Origin of the sequence: Lysobacter cavernae (genome assembly GCF_042648505.1) — a bacterium.
Classification (GTDB): domain Bacteria; phylum Pseudomonadota; class Gammaproteobacteria; order Xanthomonadales; family Xanthomonadaceae; genus Lysobacter_L; species Lysobacter_L cavernae.
Map to the genome: position 1 here is coordinate 462,112 of NZ_JBHRXK010000003.1, position 13,856 is coordinate 475,967.

Below are 13,856 nucleotides of genomic sequence, written 5' to 3' on the forward strand. Positions count from 1 at the left end.
GACCCGGACATGCTGCAGAAACTCCGTGACAAGACCTCGGGCTGGATCGCCACGGTGATCCTGGGCCTGTTGATCATTCCCTTCGCCTTTGTCGGCATCGAGCAGTACCTCGGCCAGCGCACCGACACCTCGGTGGCGAAGATCGACGTGCCGCCGAGCTGGTGGTCGTCGGCGCCGTCGTGGTGGCCGGTATCGGTGTTCTGGCAGCACGAGCAGATCGGCGTCGACGAGTTCCGCAACCGCTTCGAGCAGGAGCGCCAGCGTCAGCGTGCGGAGCAGGGCGAAGCGTTCGACTCGCGCGCGTTCGAGAGCGTCGAGAACAAGCGTGCGATCCTCGACAGCCTGATCGACGCCCGCGTGCAGCAGCTGAAGGCTTCGCACGACGGCCTGATCGTCAGCGACGCGCTGCTGCAGCAGACCATCCAGGAGATTCCGGGGTTCCAGGTCGACGGCAAGTTCAATTACGACCGCTACCGCCTGGCCCTGGCTTCGCAGGTGCCACCGCAGAGCGAGCGCCAGTTCGAACAGAGCGTGCGCGAGAGCCTGCAGCAATCGCTGTTGGCGATGGGCGTGGGCACCAGCAACTTCGTGACTGCCGGCGAGATGGAGCGGCTGATCAAGCTGATGGGCGAGACCCGTGACGTCAACCTGTTGATGTTGCTGCCACCTGTGGCTGACACGGCGCCGGTCGATGCTGCTGAAATCCAGAAGTGGTACGACGGCCATGTCGCCGAATACCGTGCGCCGGAGACGGTGTCGCTGGAGTACGTCGAGATCAACAGCGCCACCCTGCCGACGCCCGCGCCGGCTGACGAGGCCACCCTGCGCCAGCGCTACGAGCAGGAGAAGAACCGCTTCGTCGAGCAGGAGCAGCGTCTGGCGTCGCACATCCTGGTCCGCGTCGACGAAGGCGCCAATGCCGCCGCGCAGAAGGCGGCTGAGCAGAAGGCGGCGCAGTTGGCGACGCAGGCCAAGGCCGCCGGCGCCGATTTTGCCGCGCTGGCCACTGCCAACAGCGACGACAGTGGCTCCAAGGCCGCCGCTGGCGACCTGGGTTGGGTCAGCAAGGGCATGATGGTCGGTTCGTTCGAGAACGCTCTGTTCGCGATGAAGGCCGGCGAAGTGAGCGCGCCGATCAAGACTGATTTCGGCTGGCACGTGATCCAGTTGCGCGAGGTCAAGGCTGGGGCGCAGGAAACCTTTGAGCAGGCTCGCGAAGCGCTGGCACGCGAACAGGCTGAGAGCGACCGTGAGCGCAGTGCCAGCGAGTTCAGCAGCAAGCTGGTCGATTTGACGCTGAAGAATCCGTCCTCACTGGCGCCGGCCGCGCGCGCGATGAATATCCCACTGCAGAAACTCGGTCCGATCACCCGCGACGCCGCCAAGACCGGTGCGCAGGGCATCGCCGCCAATCCGGCCGTGTTGCGTGCAGCGTTTTCCGACAACCTGATCCAGGACGGCACGGTCAGCGACCCGATCGAGATCAGCCCGGGGCACAGCGTGTTGGTCCGCGTCACTGCGCACACGCCGGAACGCGCGCAGCCGCTGGCGCAGGTGCGTGATCGGATCATTGCCGAGATCCGCGCCGACCGCGCCAGCCAGGCCGCGCAGAAGGAGGCCGATGCGCTGCTCGCGCGCCTGACAGCCGGCGAGACCCTGGACGCCGTGGCTGCGTCGAAGCAACTGCCGCCGCCGCAGGCAATGCCGGGCGTGCCGCGCGGCATGCCGCTACCGGAAGCCAGCGTGTCCGAGGCGATCTTCGCCGCGCAGGCGCCGGCCGCGGGCAAGCTTTCGCCGGGCCAGGCCGTGCTGAGCGACGGCCGCGCCGTGCTGTTCACCGTCAGCAAGGTCACACCAGGCGATGCGGCGACGATACCGCCGCAGCAGCGTGAGATGCTGCAGCAGCAGGTCGCCCAGATCGGCGGTGCCGACGACGTCAAGGTGCTGGTCGCGGCGCTGCGCAAACGGGTCAAGGTGACCGTGGTCGAGCGCAATCTCTGACCGGTTGCTGCGCTTCAACGAGAAGGCCCGGCATTGCCGGGCCTTTTTCGTTCGCGGCTTGCAAGAAGCGCGATGCGCTTCCTGGTTTACTCGGTGTCGATACCGGTCATGCCGACGATGTTGTAGCCGGCGTCGACGTAGGTGATCTCGCCAGTCACGCCTGCGGCCAGGTCCGAGCACAGGAACGCGGCGACGTTGCCAACATCGTCGATCGACACGCTGCGACGCAGCGGTGCCTGGCTTTCGACGTGGCCGAGGATCTTGCGGAAGCCGGCGATGCCGGATGCGGCGAGGGTGCGGATCGGGCCGGCCGAGATCGCATTGACGCGGATACCTTCCGGGCCGAGGTTGAGCGCGAGATAGCGCACCGATGCCTCGAGGCTGGCCTTGGCCACGCCCATGACGTTGTAGTTGGACAGCGCGCGTTCGGCGCCGAGGTAGCTCAGGGTCAGGATCGCGCCCTTGCGGTTCTGCATGTGCGGGCGCGCGGCCTTGGCCAGGGCCGACAGCGAGTACGACGAGATGTCGTGGGCGATGGCGAAGCTCTCGCGGGTCAGGCCATCGAGGAAGTTGCCGGCGATCGCCTCGCGCGGGGCGAAGGCGATGGCGTGGACGAGGATGTCGAAGCCGTCGTTCCAGCGCTGGCCGAGCTGGTCGAAGCAGGCGGCGATCTGCGCGTCATCGCTGACGTCGAGCGGCAGCACGATGTCGCTGCCGTACTCGCTGGCGGCGGACTCGACGCGTGTCTTGAGCTTCTCGTTCTGGTAGGTGAACGCGAGCTGCGCGCCTTCGCGGTGCATGGCCTCGGCGATGCCGCTGGCGATCGAGCGCTCGCTGGCGATGCCGGTGATCAGTGCACGCTTGCCTTGCAGAAAACCCATGAGCCTGTTCCTTTCTGTTTAGTCGTGACCGCGAGTGCGGTCGAGCAAAGGCTCTAGTGTAGCCGGCGACAGCGGGCGGTTGCGGCGATGCGCCGGCGTAGGGTCAGGGCAGGCCGGTTTTTGCGCGGGTGCTGTCGGTGAATGCGACTGAGTCGATAGCCAGTACCTTGCCGGGACGCAGCACGCTGTCGGCGCGCAGGCCGTTGCGTTGCAGCAGGTCGGCGACGCTGACGCCGTAACGGCGGGCGATGGTCGAGACGTTTTCGCCACGGACGACCGTGTGCTGGCGGGCTTGGTCCCCTGACACCCCGGCGCTGGAGGCATCGCCCATCGTGACGGATTGCGAAACGGTCGTTGCCGCGACGCGGGTATCGTCGGGAATGTCGGCGGCCGCGAGCAGGCGCGCCGGTTCACCGCCGGCCTTGCTGATGCGGCCGTCACCGAAGACTGGATTGAAACGCAACAGCTGGGCGGCGTCCTGGCCGTTGCGCGTGGCCCACTGGTCGATGCGTTGGACGTCGGCGGGCAACGCCACCGCCTGCAGGCGCGGTACCGGACGATCGAGCGCACGCAACCATTCCTCGCGGTCGTCGGCCTGCTCCATCAGGCACGACAACGCGTGCAGTTTGCGTACGTAGGCCTGGGTGATGTCGGACAGACCGGGCAATTGCGCCGGCTCGGCATTGCGCGCGGCCTGGCCGCTGCGCTTGAGTGCGCCGAGCACGCGGTATTCGCCGGCGTTGTAGGCCATTACCGCCAGTCGCCAGTCACCGGCAAACATGCCGTGCAGTGTCTTGAGGTAGCGCACCGCGGCCCGGGTCGAATCGATCGGCGAGAGGCGGCCGTCGTAGCCGCTGCGGATCGGCACGCCGTGGTCGCGTGCGGTCAGGGCGATCATCTGCCACAAGCCGGCCGGGCCGCTGGGGCTGCGTGCGCCGGGGCGGTAGCCGCTCTCGACGAATGGGATCAGCGCGTATTCGGTCGGCAGGTGCGCCTCGCGCAGGGCCTCGACCACGTAGCCGAACAGCGGCAGCAGATCGTCGTTGCGCGCCGCCAGGCGCTTGGGCGCACTGGCGAAGTGCTGGCGCCAGCGCGGGGAGCTGTCGTCGGTATCGCAATCGGGGTCGGCCAAGCCGCCGCGGAAACGCTCGTAGATCTCGCGGCCGTTGCGGTTGCCGGCCGTGGCGGAAGCGTTTGTGGCCTCGGCTACGTCCGCCGTGACTATCGGTGCGGCCGTCTGAGCGAACGCCGGCGCGGTGAGGCTGGCGATGACCAGGCCGAACCCGGCCACCCACTGGTGGCGCATGCGGGTGCCACTCACGCGACGAACCCGTCCTTCCAGCGCCGCAATTCGGCGAAGGCATCGACGCTGTCGCGTACCTCGCGACCCAGCTGCCGGCGCAGGGCGGCCCGGACATCGGCGCTGTCCACGCGCAGGAACGGATTGGCGGCGCACTCGCCGGCGATGGTACTGGGCAGGGTGGGGTGTCCGCGCTCGCGCATGGCCTGAGCTTCCTCAATGCGGCGCGCCAGCGCCGGGTTGTCGGGTTCTACCACGCGGGCGAAGGCCGCGTTTGCGAGCGTGTACTCATGTCCGCAACAGACCCGGGTGTCGCCGGGCAGAGCCGACAGGCGCGACAGGGACGCATGCATCTGCGCCGGACTGCCCTCGAACAGGCGCCCGCAGCCCAGGCTGAACAGGGTGTCACCGCAGAACAGCAGGCCATCGCCGACGTAGGCCACGTGGCTGAGGGTGTGGCCGGGCACAGCGATGACCTCGAAGCGCCAGCTGCCCAGCTCGACCGTATCGCCATCCCCGACCCGACGGGTGGCGGTGGTGATGCGTTCGTCGACCGGGGCGATCACCGGCAACTGCGGCCAGTGCGCCAGCAGCGCCGGGACGCCGCCGATGTGGTCGGGGTGGTGGTGGGTCAGCAGGATGCCGGCCGGTTCCAGCCCCGCCGCGGCGGCGGCCAGTACCGGGCCGGCTTCGCTGGGGTCGACGATCACGGCTGGGCCGCCGCCGTCGTGGGCGGCGATCCAGATGTAGTTGTCGCGCAGTGCGGGCAGGGGCGTCAGCTGCATGGGTTGCTCGGAAGGCTTACCTGGAAGACGCGGCTGTACCGCACAATCGGGGCTCTGGCCGTCGCCATGGGCGCTGGCCACCCGAACCGGTCCCGACCATGCCCGTGCCATCCCAACCCCGTCAACCCGATGCCGACCCCGGCGCGTTGGCCTGGTTCAGCAGCGAGCCCGGCCAGGGGCTGCTGGCGGTCGAAGAGACCGCGATGCTGCGGGTGTTGGCCGCCTGCCCGGCGGCGGCGTGGGCGTGGCTGGGCGTCAGCGGTGCGGCGCCGCCCGAGATCGGTCGCGGCCTGCTGTTGCGGCGCCACACGCGTGGTTTCCACGGCGCCGTGCAGTGCCGCCTGCCGCTGCCGGTGGCGAGCGAGGCGCTCGGCGCCGTGCTGCTGCAGCATGCGCTGGACGACGACGTGCCGATCGACCCGCTGCTGGACGAATGCGCGCGCGTGCTCGCACCGGGCGGGACGCTGTGGCTGGCGGTGCTCAACCCGTGGAGCCCGTACCGGCTGCGCTGGGCGCGCAGCGGTCTGCGCGCGCGCGATCCGGGCGTGTGGCAGGCGGCGCTGCGTCGGGCCGGGTTTGCCGCCGACACGGTCAGCCTGCAGTGGCTGGGGCCGCATTGGCGCGTGGCGCACGGCGAGGTCGGCGTCGGCGCGGCGGATCGCCTGCGCGCCGGCGTCGCGCTGACCGTCAACAAGCGCGTGCATGCACTGATCCCGCCCAAGCCGCTGCGCAACCTGCGCTGGCAGGCCAGTCGCGTCGGCGTCACCCATCCGAGCGTCTGCGACGGCGTGCGGCGATAATGACGCGATGACATCGAATACCAAGAAACACATCGAAGCCCACACCGATGGCGCCTGCCTCGGCAATCCGGGCCCCGGCGGCTGGGCCGCGCTGCTGCGCTACAACGGACGCGAGCGCGAACTGGCCGGCGGCGAAGCCGACACCACCAACAACCGCATGGAGCTGATGGCCGCGATCATGGCGCTGGAGGCGCTCAGCGAGCCGTGCGAGGTCATGCTGCAGACCGACTCGCAGTACGTGCGCCAGGGCATCACCGAATGGATCGGTAACTGGGTGCGCCGCGGCTGGAAAACCGCCGGTGGCGATCCGGTCAAGAACCGCGACCTGTGGGAGCGCCTGCACGCGGCCGCGCAGCGGCACACGGTCGAGTGGCGGTGGGTGAAGGGCCATTCCGGCGACCCCGACAACGAACGGGTCGATGTGCTCGCCCGCAACGAGGCGTTGCGCTTCCGCCAACCCGCCGCCGTGCGCTGAGGCCATGCGAGAATCCCCGACGATGCGGCAGATCATCCTCGATACCGAAACCACCGGCCTGAGCTGGGAACGTGGCAACCGTGTGGTCGAAATCGGCTGCGTGGAGTACATCGAGCGCCGCCCCAGCGGCCGCACGTTCCACGTCTACCTCAAACCCGACTGCGACTTCGAACAAGGCGCGCAGGAAGTGACCGGCCTGACTCTGGAGTTCCTGGCCGACAAGCCAGCTTTCGCCGAGATCGCCGACGAGTTCATCGACTTCATCGACGGCGCCGAGCTGATCATCCACAACGCGGCTTTCGACGTCGGCTTCCTCGACAACGAGCTGCGCCTGCTCGGCCCGCAGCACGGTCGCCTGCGCGACCGCTGCACGGTCGAAGACACCTTGCTGATGGCGCGGCAGCGCTTCCCCGGCCAGCGCAACTCGCTGGACGCGCTGTGCAAGCGACTGGGCGTGGACAACTCGCACCGCCAGCTGCACGGCGCCCTGCTCGACGCCCAGATCCTCGCCGAGGTCTATCTGGCGCTGACCTCGGGTCAGGAAGAGATCGGGTTCGGTGACGAGGCATCGGCGGCAGCGCCGGAAACCGTCAGCTTCCGCACGCTCGCGGGCGCAACGCGGCCGCGGGTGCAGGTCAGTGCCGAAGAACAGGCCGCCCATCAGGCGCGACTGGAAAAGCTGCGCAAGAAGGCCGGCAAGTGCGTCTGGGACGAGTTCGCGGCCGTCGAAGCCGGCGCCGAGGCGAACGAGCCGGTACTGGCCTGAGGCTGGCGCCGCCGGTTGCGCATGCGCCGGCTGATCCAGCACGGCCGCAACCGTCAGTGGTTGCGGACCAGCACCACCGTGACGTTGTCCGAGCCGCCGCCGTCGAGCGCGGCGGCGACCAGCGTGTCGACGCATTCCTGGGCGCTGCAGTCGTCGTGGGCGAGTACCTTGGCGATGCTGCGGTCGTCGACTTCCTCGGTGAGGCCGTCGCTGCACAGCAGCAGCTGCATGCCCGGCTTGAGCTCGCCGGTCATGGTCTCGACATTGAGGTTGCGCGGGTCGGTCACGCCCAGCGCCTGCGTCACCACGTTGCGGTGCGGGTGGCTGCGCGCCTGCTCGTGGGTGATCGCGCCGTTGGCGATCAGTTCCTGCACGTAGCTGTGGTCCTGCGACAACTGCGCCAGGTGGCCGTCACGCCACAGGTAGACCCGGCTGTCGCCGACCCAGGCCACCTCGAAGCGGTTGCCGTTGACCCGGGCCGCGACCACGGTCGTGCCCATCGGCAACGCGTCGTTGCGGCGCTTGGAGGTGCGGATGATTTCCTCGTCGGCGATGCGGATCGCCTGGGCGAGCGGCGTGCCGTCACGGATTTCGCGGACGATGGCCTCGCGGGCCAGCGCGCTGGCGACTTCGCCGTACTCGTGGCCACCCATGCCGTCGGCCACCAGCCAAAGGCCCAGCTCGCTGTCACCGTAATAGGTGTCTTCGTTGAGTTCGCGGCGCAGGCCGACGTGCGTCAGGTGTCCGAATTCGATCATGAGGGGATCATGCCGGTCGCGTCGTCGGGCTCTTCAAGGCGGTTAACGGCATGATCGTGGTCGAACGGCCGTGAGGCAAGGCGCCATGCCATCGGGACAGATTCCATCCGGGCAGGCGTGCTGCGGCGCGAAAAAAGAAACGGGCCCGTGTGGGCCCGTATCCGTATCTGGCGGAGAGGGGGGGATTCGAACCCCCGGTACGCTATAAACGTACGCCTGATTTCGAGTCAGGTACATTCAACCACTCTGCCACCTCTCCGGGTGCAGTGAGCCGATAATGATACGGGGCGAAAGCGCCTGCGACAAGGTATCCCGCCGGCCGGCTACACTGTGTCCCCCTGAACGAACAACGATGCCATGTCCGAAATCCTGGTTCCGGTGTCCTTTGGTGAACTGCTCGACAAGATCGCGATCCTGCAGATCAAGTCCGAGCGCATGACCGACGAGGCCAAGCTGGTCAACGTCCGCAACGAGCTGTCGGCGTTGGAGCGGACCTGGATGGCGCACCCGGCCGCGGGCAACGATATCGCCCGCTTGCGCGCGCAGCTCAAGGCCGTCAACGAGCGCCTGTGGGTGATCGAGGACGACATCCGCATCAAGGAGAAGGCGCAGGCCTTCGACGACGAGTTCGTCAAGCTGGCGCGCAGCGTCTATTTCGAGAACGACGAGCGCGCACGCATCAAGAAGGACATCAACCTGGCGCTGGGCTCGTCCTACGTCGAGGAAAAGTCCTACCAGGACTACAAGACCGGCAACGCGCCGTAAGCCTGGCCCGCTGGTCAGCGGGCCAGGGCGTAGGCGGCGATCGCAAAGGCCAGCAATGCCGCCGTTGCGGCCACTGCCGAGACGATCTGGGAACCGCGGAGTCGGCGTTCCAGCTCGGTCTGGCTGCGCTGCAGGCCGGCCAGGGTGCGTTCCAGATCGACTGACGCCTGCTTCAGCGCAGCCAACGTCTGCTCCATCTCGCTGGCCAAGGTCTTGATGGCCTGGTCGTTGTGGTCGACCGCGTCCTGCAGTTCGCGGATCTGCTGCGGAATCTGCGTGGGCTCGCGGCTGCGGGTGAACATCGGCCGCGCGGCCCGGATCAGCTCGGGCAGCAACGGGGCGACGATGGTGAACCATGCGGCCATCAGCGGCTCCTGTGATCGAGTGTCGGGTGGTCGGCGCGGTAGCGTTCGAACGCAGCGATGCCGTCGTCGACCGTGATCAGGTCCATGACGCCGTCGTGCTCGATCTTGGTGCCCCAGCGCAAATCGGCGGCCGGTTTGTGCAAAAACCTGCGCGCGGCATCGTCGTAGCGGTCGGCGCAGTAGCGGCGGTCGCTGTAGGGGCCACTGCGCGCCGGGTTGCTGGCCGCGTGCAGGCCCAGCACCTTGGTGCCCATGGCGTTGGCGATGTGCATCGGGCCGGAGTCGGGCGTCATCAACAGCTGCCCGCGCTCCAGCAGGGCCGGCAGCTGCTTGAGTGTGTCCTTGCCGACCAGGTCCAGTGCCGGCTGCCGCATCGCGGCGAGGATCGCGTCGGTGGTCTGTCGCTCCAGTTCGCTGCGGCCGCCGCACAGCACCACCCGCCAGCCTTGCGCGATGGCATGGTCGGCGACCGCGGCGTAGCGCTCGGCCCGCCAGTTGCGTCGCACATGGCTGGAGCACGGCGAGACCAGCAGCGTCGGCGTGCCGTCCTGCGGCCATTGGGCGCGGGCCCATGCGCGGGCCTCGTCCGGTACCGGCAGATCCCAGCGCACCTGCGCCTGGTGCAGGCCGAGCGGTTCGCAGAAGCTGCCGATCGCATCGAGCACGTGGATGCCCGGGCGGTCGGGGATGCGTTCGTTGACGAACAGCCCGTGCAGATCCTTGGAACGCGACCGGTCATAGCCGATCCGGCGCGTCGCCGGCACGAACGCCGAGAGCAGGTTGGCGCGCGCGGCCACCTGCATCTGCAGCAGCGCATCGAAGCAGCTGGCGTCGCCGAGCTGCGCGTGCAGTTCGCGACGCAGCGCGCGCATGCCAGCCAGACCGGTCTTCTTGTCGTATTCGACGAAGTCGACGCCGGGCAGGCCGGCGAGCAGGCGGTGCTCGCCCTTGCCGATCACCCAGGTCAGTCGCGCCAGCGGCCACGCCGCCTGCAGGGTGTGCACCAGCGGCGCGACATGGGTCACATCGCCGAGCGCGGACAGGCGCAGCAGGCAGATCGAAGCGGGGGCTGCGGTGGTAGAGGGTGCAGCGTGCACGTGAATTGTTAGACTCCCAAGAATGACGGGGTTCGATGCTGCCGAAGAATTGACGCCGTTCCGTGACGACAGCGGCTACGGTGCGATTCTGTTCGACCGTGCCCGGGTGCGGCAAGCGAGCCCGGAATGGTTCTCGCCGTCGTTCTGGGGTCAACACGCGCGCCCGGTCGACAGCGGCGGCCGTGGCGGCGCCTGGTTCATCGATGCGCCGTTTGGCCCGACGTTGTTGCGCCGCTACCTGCGCGGAGGAGTGGTGGCGCGCTTCAATCGCGACCGCTACTGGTGGCATGGCGCGGCGCAGACCCGCAGCTTTGCCGAGTTCCGCCTGACCCGCGCCGTCGCCGAGAAAGGGGTGCCGGTGCCGCGGCCGATCGCCGCCTATTACCGCCGCGATGGCCTGCATTACCACGCCGCCATCCTGCTCGAGCGACTCGACGACGTGCGCACGCTGGCCGATCGTGCCGCGGTCGCCGGCGACGGCGCGCCGTGGGAGGAGGCGGGGCGGCTGATCGCCCGCAGCCACCGAGCCGGGCTCGACCACGCCGATCTCAACGCGCACAACCTGCTGTTCGACCCGGCCGGTCGTGGCTGGGTGATCGACCTTGACCGCGGCCGCATGCGCATCCCGGCCACCGGTTGGCGCGAGCGCAACCTGGCACGGCTCAGGCGTTCGCTGCTGAAGTTGCGCGGGGCGCATCCAGTCGAGCAGGTCGAGCGTGACTTCGCACGGCTGCGCGGTGCCTACGACCGGGCCTGGGACCGAGGTTACTGAGATGAACTGGCAACTGCGCCTGCACGGAGTCGGCAATGCCTCGGCGGTCGAACTCGGCTCGGCCATGGCGACGATCGAGCACCACGGCACGCCGTGGCTGACCATCGACTGCGGTGGCGAAGGCCTGACCGCTTACCTTGCCCATTACGGCGAGCCACCGCGCGCGTTGTTCATCACCCACACTCATCTCGATCACGTCGCCGGCTTCGAGCGATTGTTCGTGGCCAGTTATTTCGATCCGACGCGGCGCGGCCGGGTGCGGCTGTACGTGCCCGCGACCGTGGTGCCGTGGCTGCACCAGCGCGTCGGCGACTATCCCAACGCACTGGCCGAGGGCGGCGTGAATTTCTGGGACGCGTTCCAGGTGATCCCGGTCGGCGCCTCGTTCTGGCACGAGGGCGTGCGCCTGGAGGTGTTCCCGACCCGCCACCACTGGCCCGAGACCGCCTACGGCCTGCGCCTGCACGGCAGTGCGGTGTGGACCGGTGATACCCGGCCGATTCCGGAGATGCTGGCCCGGTTCGCCGATGCCGGCGAACTGGTCGCCCACGATTGCGCACTGCATGGCAACCCCTCGCACAGCGGCATCGAGGACCTGGAGCGTGAGTACCCGCGCGAGCTGCTCGACCGTTGCCTGCTGTACCACTACGGCAACCGCGAGGAAGGCGAGATCCTGGCCGCACGCGGCTACCGCGTCGCCCATCCGGGCGAGGTGGTGGTGCTGAACGAACCGACGGCGCCACGGTCAGAACCGGTATGAACGCCGCTGCCGCCGTGCACGCCCTGTCGCCGCCGCACGATCGGCTCGGCCGGCCGTTGCGCGACCTGCGCCTGTCGGTGATCGAGGCCTGCAATTTCCGTTGCCCGTATTGCATGCCGGCCGATCGTGTGCCGGATGACTACGGCTTCGATGCCGCCTCGCGGTTGTCGTTCGACGAGATCGAGACGCTGGTGCGCGGTTTCGTCCGGCTCGGTGTCAGCAAGCTGCGCCTCACCGGTGGCGAGCCGCTGCTGCGCAAAGGCCTGCCGCAGCTGGTCGAGCGCCTCGCCGCGATCGAAGGGCTGGACGACATCGCCTTGACCACCAACGGGTCGCTGTTGGCGCCGCAGGCACGCGCGTTGCGCGCGGCCGGTCTGAGCCGCATCACCGTCAGCCTCGACGCGCTCGATCCGCAGCGCTTCCGCGAGATGTCCGGTGGCCGCGGCGACGTCGCGCAGGTGCTGGCTGGCATCGGCGCGGCACAGGCGGCTGGGTTCGCATCGATCAAGCTCAACTGCGTGGTCGAGCGTGGCGTCAACGACGACCAGGTGTTGCCGTTGGTGGCGCACTTCCGCGGCAGCGGCCATGTGCTGCGTTTCATCGAATACATGGACGTCGGCACCTGCAACGGCTGGCGCCGCGAACGCGTGGTGCCTTCGAGCGAGTTGCGCGACCGCATCGCCGCGCATTGGCCGCTGCAGCCGCTGGATGCGCAGTACCGCGGCGAGGTGGCTTCGCGCTACGCCTTCGCCGATGGCCAGGGCGAGATCGGGTTCGTCAGTTCGGTCAGCGCACCGTTCTGCGGGGACTGCCACCGGGCCCGTGTGTCCGCCGACGGCCGGCTCTACACCTGCCTGTTCGCCGCCGAGGGCCATGACCTGCGACCGGCATTGGCGCAGGGCGGCCCGGCCCTGATCGAGCGTGTCGCCGGATTGTGGGCGCGACGCGGTGATCGCTACAGCGAGCTGCGCGATGCCGTCGGCAGCCCGCGCAAGCACGTCGAGATGTTCCTCATTGGCGGTTGAATGAAAGCGAAGCCGAAGCAACTTACCCACCTCGATCCTGCCGGTCGTCCGGCCATGGTCGACGTATCCGCGAAGCCGGTGAGCGCACGCGAGGCGTGCGCCGAGTGCCGCGTGCGCTTCCCCGCAGCGGTCGCCCTGCAACTGCGCGCATCGGGCCTCAAGAGCGCCAAGGGCGGCATCGTCGAGACGGCGATCATTGCCGGCACGATGGCGGTCAAACGCACCCACGAGCTGATTCCGTTCTGCCACCCGCTGCCGATCGACGGTTGCCGCATCGCCATCGACTGGGACGGTGACAACGCGCTGCGCATCGTGTGTGCGGTCAAAACCACGCACCGCACCGGGGTCGAGATGGAGGCGCTGACTGGCGCCACCGTCGCCGCGCTCACCGTCTACGACATGTGCAAGGCGTTGTCGCACAGGATCGTGCTGGGGCCGGCCCGGCTGCTGGCCAAGCAAGGCGGCAAGCATGACTTCGGCAAGCACGACATCGGAGCGGCGTGATGGGCCAGGTCACCGTGCTGTACTTCGCCAGCCTGCGCGATGCCGCCGGCGTTGCCAGTGAAACCGTCGAGGCCACCGCCGACCTGTGCGCGCTGTATGCCGCGCTGCGCGAGCGTCATGGCTTTGTCTTGCCGGTCGAGCGCCTGCGGGTGGCGGTCGATGGCGAATTCGCACGCTGGGGCGATGCCGTGCGCGCGGGCAGCGAGGTCGCCTTCATTCCGCCGGTAAGCGGGGGGTGAGCGGATGCGCTTGCGAACCACTGGTTCGCGCATCCGCGAACGCCCGGCCATGGATGGCCGGGCCGGACGATCCGTGAGCCATTACCGTTGCGCCATGGAAGGCAGTGGATGCACTGCAAATGTGGAAACGTCACGATGAAGCGCTTTGCCTTGGCCGACACGCCATTCGATACCGCCACCCTGCGCGCGCAGTTGCTCGACGAGCGCGTCGGCGGCTACGCCAGCTTCGAGGGCTGGGTGCGTAACCACAACGACGGCCGAGACGTGCGCGGCCTGCGCTACGAAGCCTACGCCGCGCTGGCCGCAGTCGAAGGCGAGCGCGTGCTGGCCGAGGCGATGGCGCAGTTCACCATTCTCGATGCGCGTTGCGTGCATCGTATTGGCGATCTCGCGATCGGCGAACTGGCGGTGTGGGTCGGCGTCAGCGCGGCGCACCGCGATGCGGCTTTCGCGGCCTGTCGCTACATCATCGACGAGGTCAAGGCGCGCGTGCCGATCTGGAAGCACGAGCGCTACGATGATGGCGATGCCGGCTGGCTGCATCCCGGCACGTCCGGTTGAGG

Annotated in this window: 17 protein-coding genes and 1 tRNA gene; 11 read left to right on the forward strand and 7 right to left on the reverse strand. The window is 68.5% G+C overall.

Translation table 11 applies throughout. The features are described 5' to 3' along the window. Nucleotides 1-9: 9 nt before the first annotated feature. On the forward strand, nt 10-2,001 hold the full coding sequence (locus ACFOLC_RS09290) for a peptidyl-prolyl cis-trans isomerase (protein WP_386758949.1): 1,992 nt from the start codon (nt 10-12) through the stop codon (nt 1,999-2,001). An 86-nt stretch (nt 2,002-2,087) separates the two neighbouring features. Here the strand turns inward: ACFOLC_RS09290 and ACFOLC_RS09295 are convergent, their stop codons facing one another. The 3 genes from ACFOLC_RS09295 to gloB all read right to left on the reverse strand — a co-directional run bounded on the left by ACFOLC_RS09295 (nt 2,088) and on the right by gloB (nt 4,967). Then, nucleotides 2,088-2,882 carry an enoyl-ACP reductase FabI gene (locus tag ACFOLC_RS09295; protein ID WP_386758950.1) on the reverse strand — a complete coding sequence of 265 codons (795 nt, stop codon included), beginning with the start codon at nt 2,880-2,882 and terminating at the stop codon, nt 2,088-2,090. A gap of 103 nt (nt 2,883-2,985) precedes the next feature. After that, a complete protein-coding gene (locus ACFOLC_RS09300; RefSeq protein WP_386759042.1) occupies nt 2,986-4,188 on the reverse strand; it encodes a lytic transglycosylase domain-containing protein in 1,203 nt (400 codons plus the stop codon). A gap of 11 nt (nt 4,189-4,199) precedes the next feature. Then, nucleotides 4,200-4,967 carry a hydroxyacylglutathione hydrolase gene (gene gloB / locus ACFOLC_RS09305; RefSeq protein WP_386758951.1) on the reverse strand — a complete coding sequence of 256 codons (768 nt, stop codon included), beginning with the start codon at nt 4,965-4,967 and terminating at the stop codon, nt 4,200-4,202. 98 nt (nt 4,968-5,065) lie between these two features. Here gloB and ACFOLC_RS09310 point away from each other — a divergent pair, with 98 nt between their 5' ends. The 3 genes from ACFOLC_RS09310 to dnaQ are packed head-to-tail and all read left to right on the forward strand — an operon-like array spanning nt 5,066 to nt 7,008. Then, nucleotides 5,066-5,767, forward strand: coding sequence for a hypothetical protein (locus tag ACFOLC_RS09310; protein WP_386758952.1), 702 nt, complete (start codon nt 5,066-5,068; stop codon nt 5,765-5,767). Between the two features lie 7 nt (nt 5,768-5,774). Then, entirely contained in the window at nt 5,775-6,242 is a 468-nt protein-coding gene (rnhA, locus tag ACFOLC_RS09315) for a ribonuclease HI (protein WP_386758953.1), read from the forward strand. Nucleotides 6,243-6,264: 22 nt separating this feature from the next. Next, nucleotides 6,265-7,008 (forward strand): DNA polymerase III subunit epsilon, encoded by a 744-nt coding sequence (gene dnaQ / locus ACFOLC_RS09320; RefSeq protein WP_386758954.1) that lies wholly within the window; start codon nt 6,265-6,267, stop codon nt 7,006-7,008. A 53-nt stretch (nt 7,009-7,061) separates the two neighbouring features. Here dnaQ and ACFOLC_RS09325 read toward each other — a convergent pair whose 3' ends face one another. Next, on the reverse strand, nt 7,062-7,766 hold the full coding sequence (locus ACFOLC_RS09325; RefSeq protein WP_386758955.1) for a PP2C family protein-serine/threonine phosphatase: 705 nt from the start codon (nt 7,764-7,766) through the stop codon (nt 7,062-7,064). Nucleotides 7,767-7,934: 168 nt separating this feature from the next. Next, a tRNA-Ser gene (locus ACFOLC_RS09330) sits at nt 7,935-8,025 on the reverse strand. A 98-nt stretch (nt 8,026-8,123) separates the two neighbouring features. Here ACFOLC_RS09330 and ACFOLC_RS09335 point away from each other — a divergent pair. Further along, a complete protein-coding gene (locus tag ACFOLC_RS09335) occupies nt 8,124-8,531 on the forward strand; it encodes a DUF6165 family protein (RefSeq protein ID WP_386758956.1) in 408 nt (135 codons plus the stop codon). Between the two features lie 14 nt (nt 8,532-8,545). Here the strand turns inward: ACFOLC_RS09335 and ACFOLC_RS09340 are convergent, their stop codons facing one another. Together ACFOLC_RS09340 and ACFOLC_RS09345 are read right to left on the reverse strand one after the other, a co-directional pair. Further along, entirely contained in the window at nt 8,546-8,896 is a 351-nt protein-coding gene (locus tag ACFOLC_RS09340) for a hypothetical protein (protein WP_386758957.1), read from the reverse strand. Beyond that, on the reverse strand, nt 8,896-9,993 hold the full coding sequence (locus ACFOLC_RS09345; protein WP_386758958.1) for a glycosyltransferase family 9 protein: 1,098 nt from the start codon (nt 9,991-9,993) through the stop codon (nt 8,896-8,898). The genes ACFOLC_RS09340 and ACFOLC_RS09345 overlap by 1 nt, the downstream gene beginning before the upstream one ends. A gap of 22 nt (nt 9,994-10,015) precedes the next feature. Between ACFOLC_RS09345 and ACFOLC_RS09350 the strand changes: the two genes are divergently transcribed. The 6 genes from ACFOLC_RS09350 to ACFOLC_RS09375 all read left to right on the forward strand — a co-directional run bounded on the left by ACFOLC_RS09350 (nt 10,016) and on the right by ACFOLC_RS09375 (nt 13,854). Further along, on the forward strand, nt 10,016-10,765 hold the full coding sequence (locus ACFOLC_RS09350) for a 3-deoxy-D-manno-octulosonic acid kinase (RefSeq protein ID WP_386758959.1): 750 nt from the start codon (nt 10,016-10,018) through the stop codon (nt 10,763-10,765). 1 nt (nt 10,766) lies between these two features. Next, on the forward strand, nt 10,767-11,525 hold the full coding sequence (locus ACFOLC_RS09355) for an MBL fold metallo-hydrolase (protein WP_386758960.1): 759 nt from the start codon (nt 10,767-10,769) through the stop codon (nt 11,523-11,525). Beyond that, nucleotides 11,522-12,550 (forward strand): GTP 3',8-cyclase MoaA, encoded by a 1,029-nt coding sequence (gene moaA / locus ACFOLC_RS09360; RefSeq protein ID WP_386758961.1) that lies wholly within the window; start codon nt 11,522-11,524, stop codon nt 12,548-12,550. The genes ACFOLC_RS09355 and moaA overlap by 4 nt, the downstream gene beginning before the upstream one ends. Further along, the gene (gene moaC / locus ACFOLC_RS09365) at nt 12,551-13,054 is read left to right on the forward strand and encodes a cyclic pyranopterin monophosphate synthase MoaC (protein WP_386758962.1); all 504 of its coding nucleotides are present in this window, start codon (nt 12,551-12,553) and stop codon (nt 13,052-13,054) included. Beyond that, nucleotides 13,054-13,293: a MoaD/ThiS family protein gene (locus ACFOLC_RS09370; protein ID WP_386758963.1), complete on the forward strand. Its 240-nt coding sequence runs from the start codon at nt 13,054-13,056 to the stop codon at nt 13,291-13,293. The genes moaC and ACFOLC_RS09370 overlap by 1 nt, the downstream gene beginning before the upstream one ends. Before the next feature lie 135 nt (nt 13,294-13,428). Beyond that, nucleotides 13,429-13,854 (forward strand): molybdenum cofactor biosynthesis protein MoaE, encoded by a 426-nt coding sequence (locus ACFOLC_RS09375; RefSeq protein WP_386758964.1) that lies wholly within the window; start codon nt 13,429-13,431, stop codon nt 13,852-13,854. The last annotated feature ends 2 nt before the right edge of the window (nt 13,855-13,856 follow it).

Bases quoted from the DNA above. Each gene is read 5' to 3' on its own strand.
- rnhA (WP_386758953.1), top strand. From the start codon at position 5,775: ATGACATCGAATACCAAGAAACACATCGAAGCCCACACCGATGGCGCC.
- ACFOLC_RS09335 (WP_386758956.1), top strand. From the start codon at position 8,124: ATGTCCGAAATCCTGGTTCCGGTGTCCTTTGGTGAACTGCTCGACAAG.
- moaC (WP_386758962.1), top strand. From the start codon at position 12,551: ATGAAAGCGAAGCCGAAGCAACTTACCCACCTCGATCCTGCCGGTCGT.
- ACFOLC_RS09340 (WP_386758957.1), bottom strand. From the start codon at position 8,896: ATGGCCGCATGGTTCACCATCGTCGCCCCGTTGCTGCCCGAGCTGATC.
- ACFOLC_RS09375 (WP_386758964.1), top strand. From the start codon at position 13,429: ATGAAGCGCTTTGCCTTGGCCGACACGCCATTCGATACCGCCACCCTG.
- ACFOLC_RS09290 (WP_386758949.1), top strand. From the start codon at position 10: ATGCTGCAGAAACTCCGTGACAAGACCTCGGGCTGGATCGCCACGGTG.
- moaA (WP_386758961.1), top strand. From the start codon at position 11,522: ATGAACGCCGCTGCCGCCGTGCACGCCCTGTCGCCGCCGCACGATCGG.
- ACFOLC_RS09350 (WP_386758959.1), top strand. From the start codon at position 10,016: ATGACGGGGTTCGATGCTGCCGAAGAATTGACGCCGTTCCGTGACGAC.
- ACFOLC_RS09325 (WP_386758955.1), bottom strand. From the start codon at position 7,766: ATGATCGAATTCGGACACCTGACGCACGTCGGCCTGCGCCGCGAACTC.
- gloB (WP_386758951.1), bottom strand. From the start codon at position 4,967: ATGCAGCTGACGCCCCTGCCCGCACTGCGCGACAACTACATCTGGATC.
- dnaQ (WP_386758954.1), top strand. From the start codon at position 6,265: ATGCGGCAGATCATCCTCGATACCGAAACCACCGGCCTGAGCTGGGAA.
- ACFOLC_RS09310 (WP_386758952.1), top strand. From the start codon at position 5,066: ATGCCCGTGCCATCCCAACCCCGTCAACCCGATGCCGACCCCGGCGCG.
- ACFOLC_RS09300 (WP_386759042.1), bottom strand. From the start codon at position 4,188: ATGCGCCACCAGTGGGTGGCCGGGTTCGGCCTGGTCATCGCCAGCCTC.
- ACFOLC_RS09370 (WP_386758963.1), top strand. From the start codon at position 13,054: ATGGGCCAGGTCACCGTGCTGTACTTCGCCAGCCTGCGCGATGCCGCC.
- ACFOLC_RS09355 (WP_386758960.1), top strand. From the start codon at position 10,767: ATGAACTGGCAACTGCGCCTGCACGGAGTCGGCAATGCCTCGGCGGTC.
- ACFOLC_RS09295 (WP_386758950.1), bottom strand. From the start codon at position 2,882: ATGGGTTTTCTGCAAGGCAAGCGTGCACTGATCACCGGCATCGCCAGC.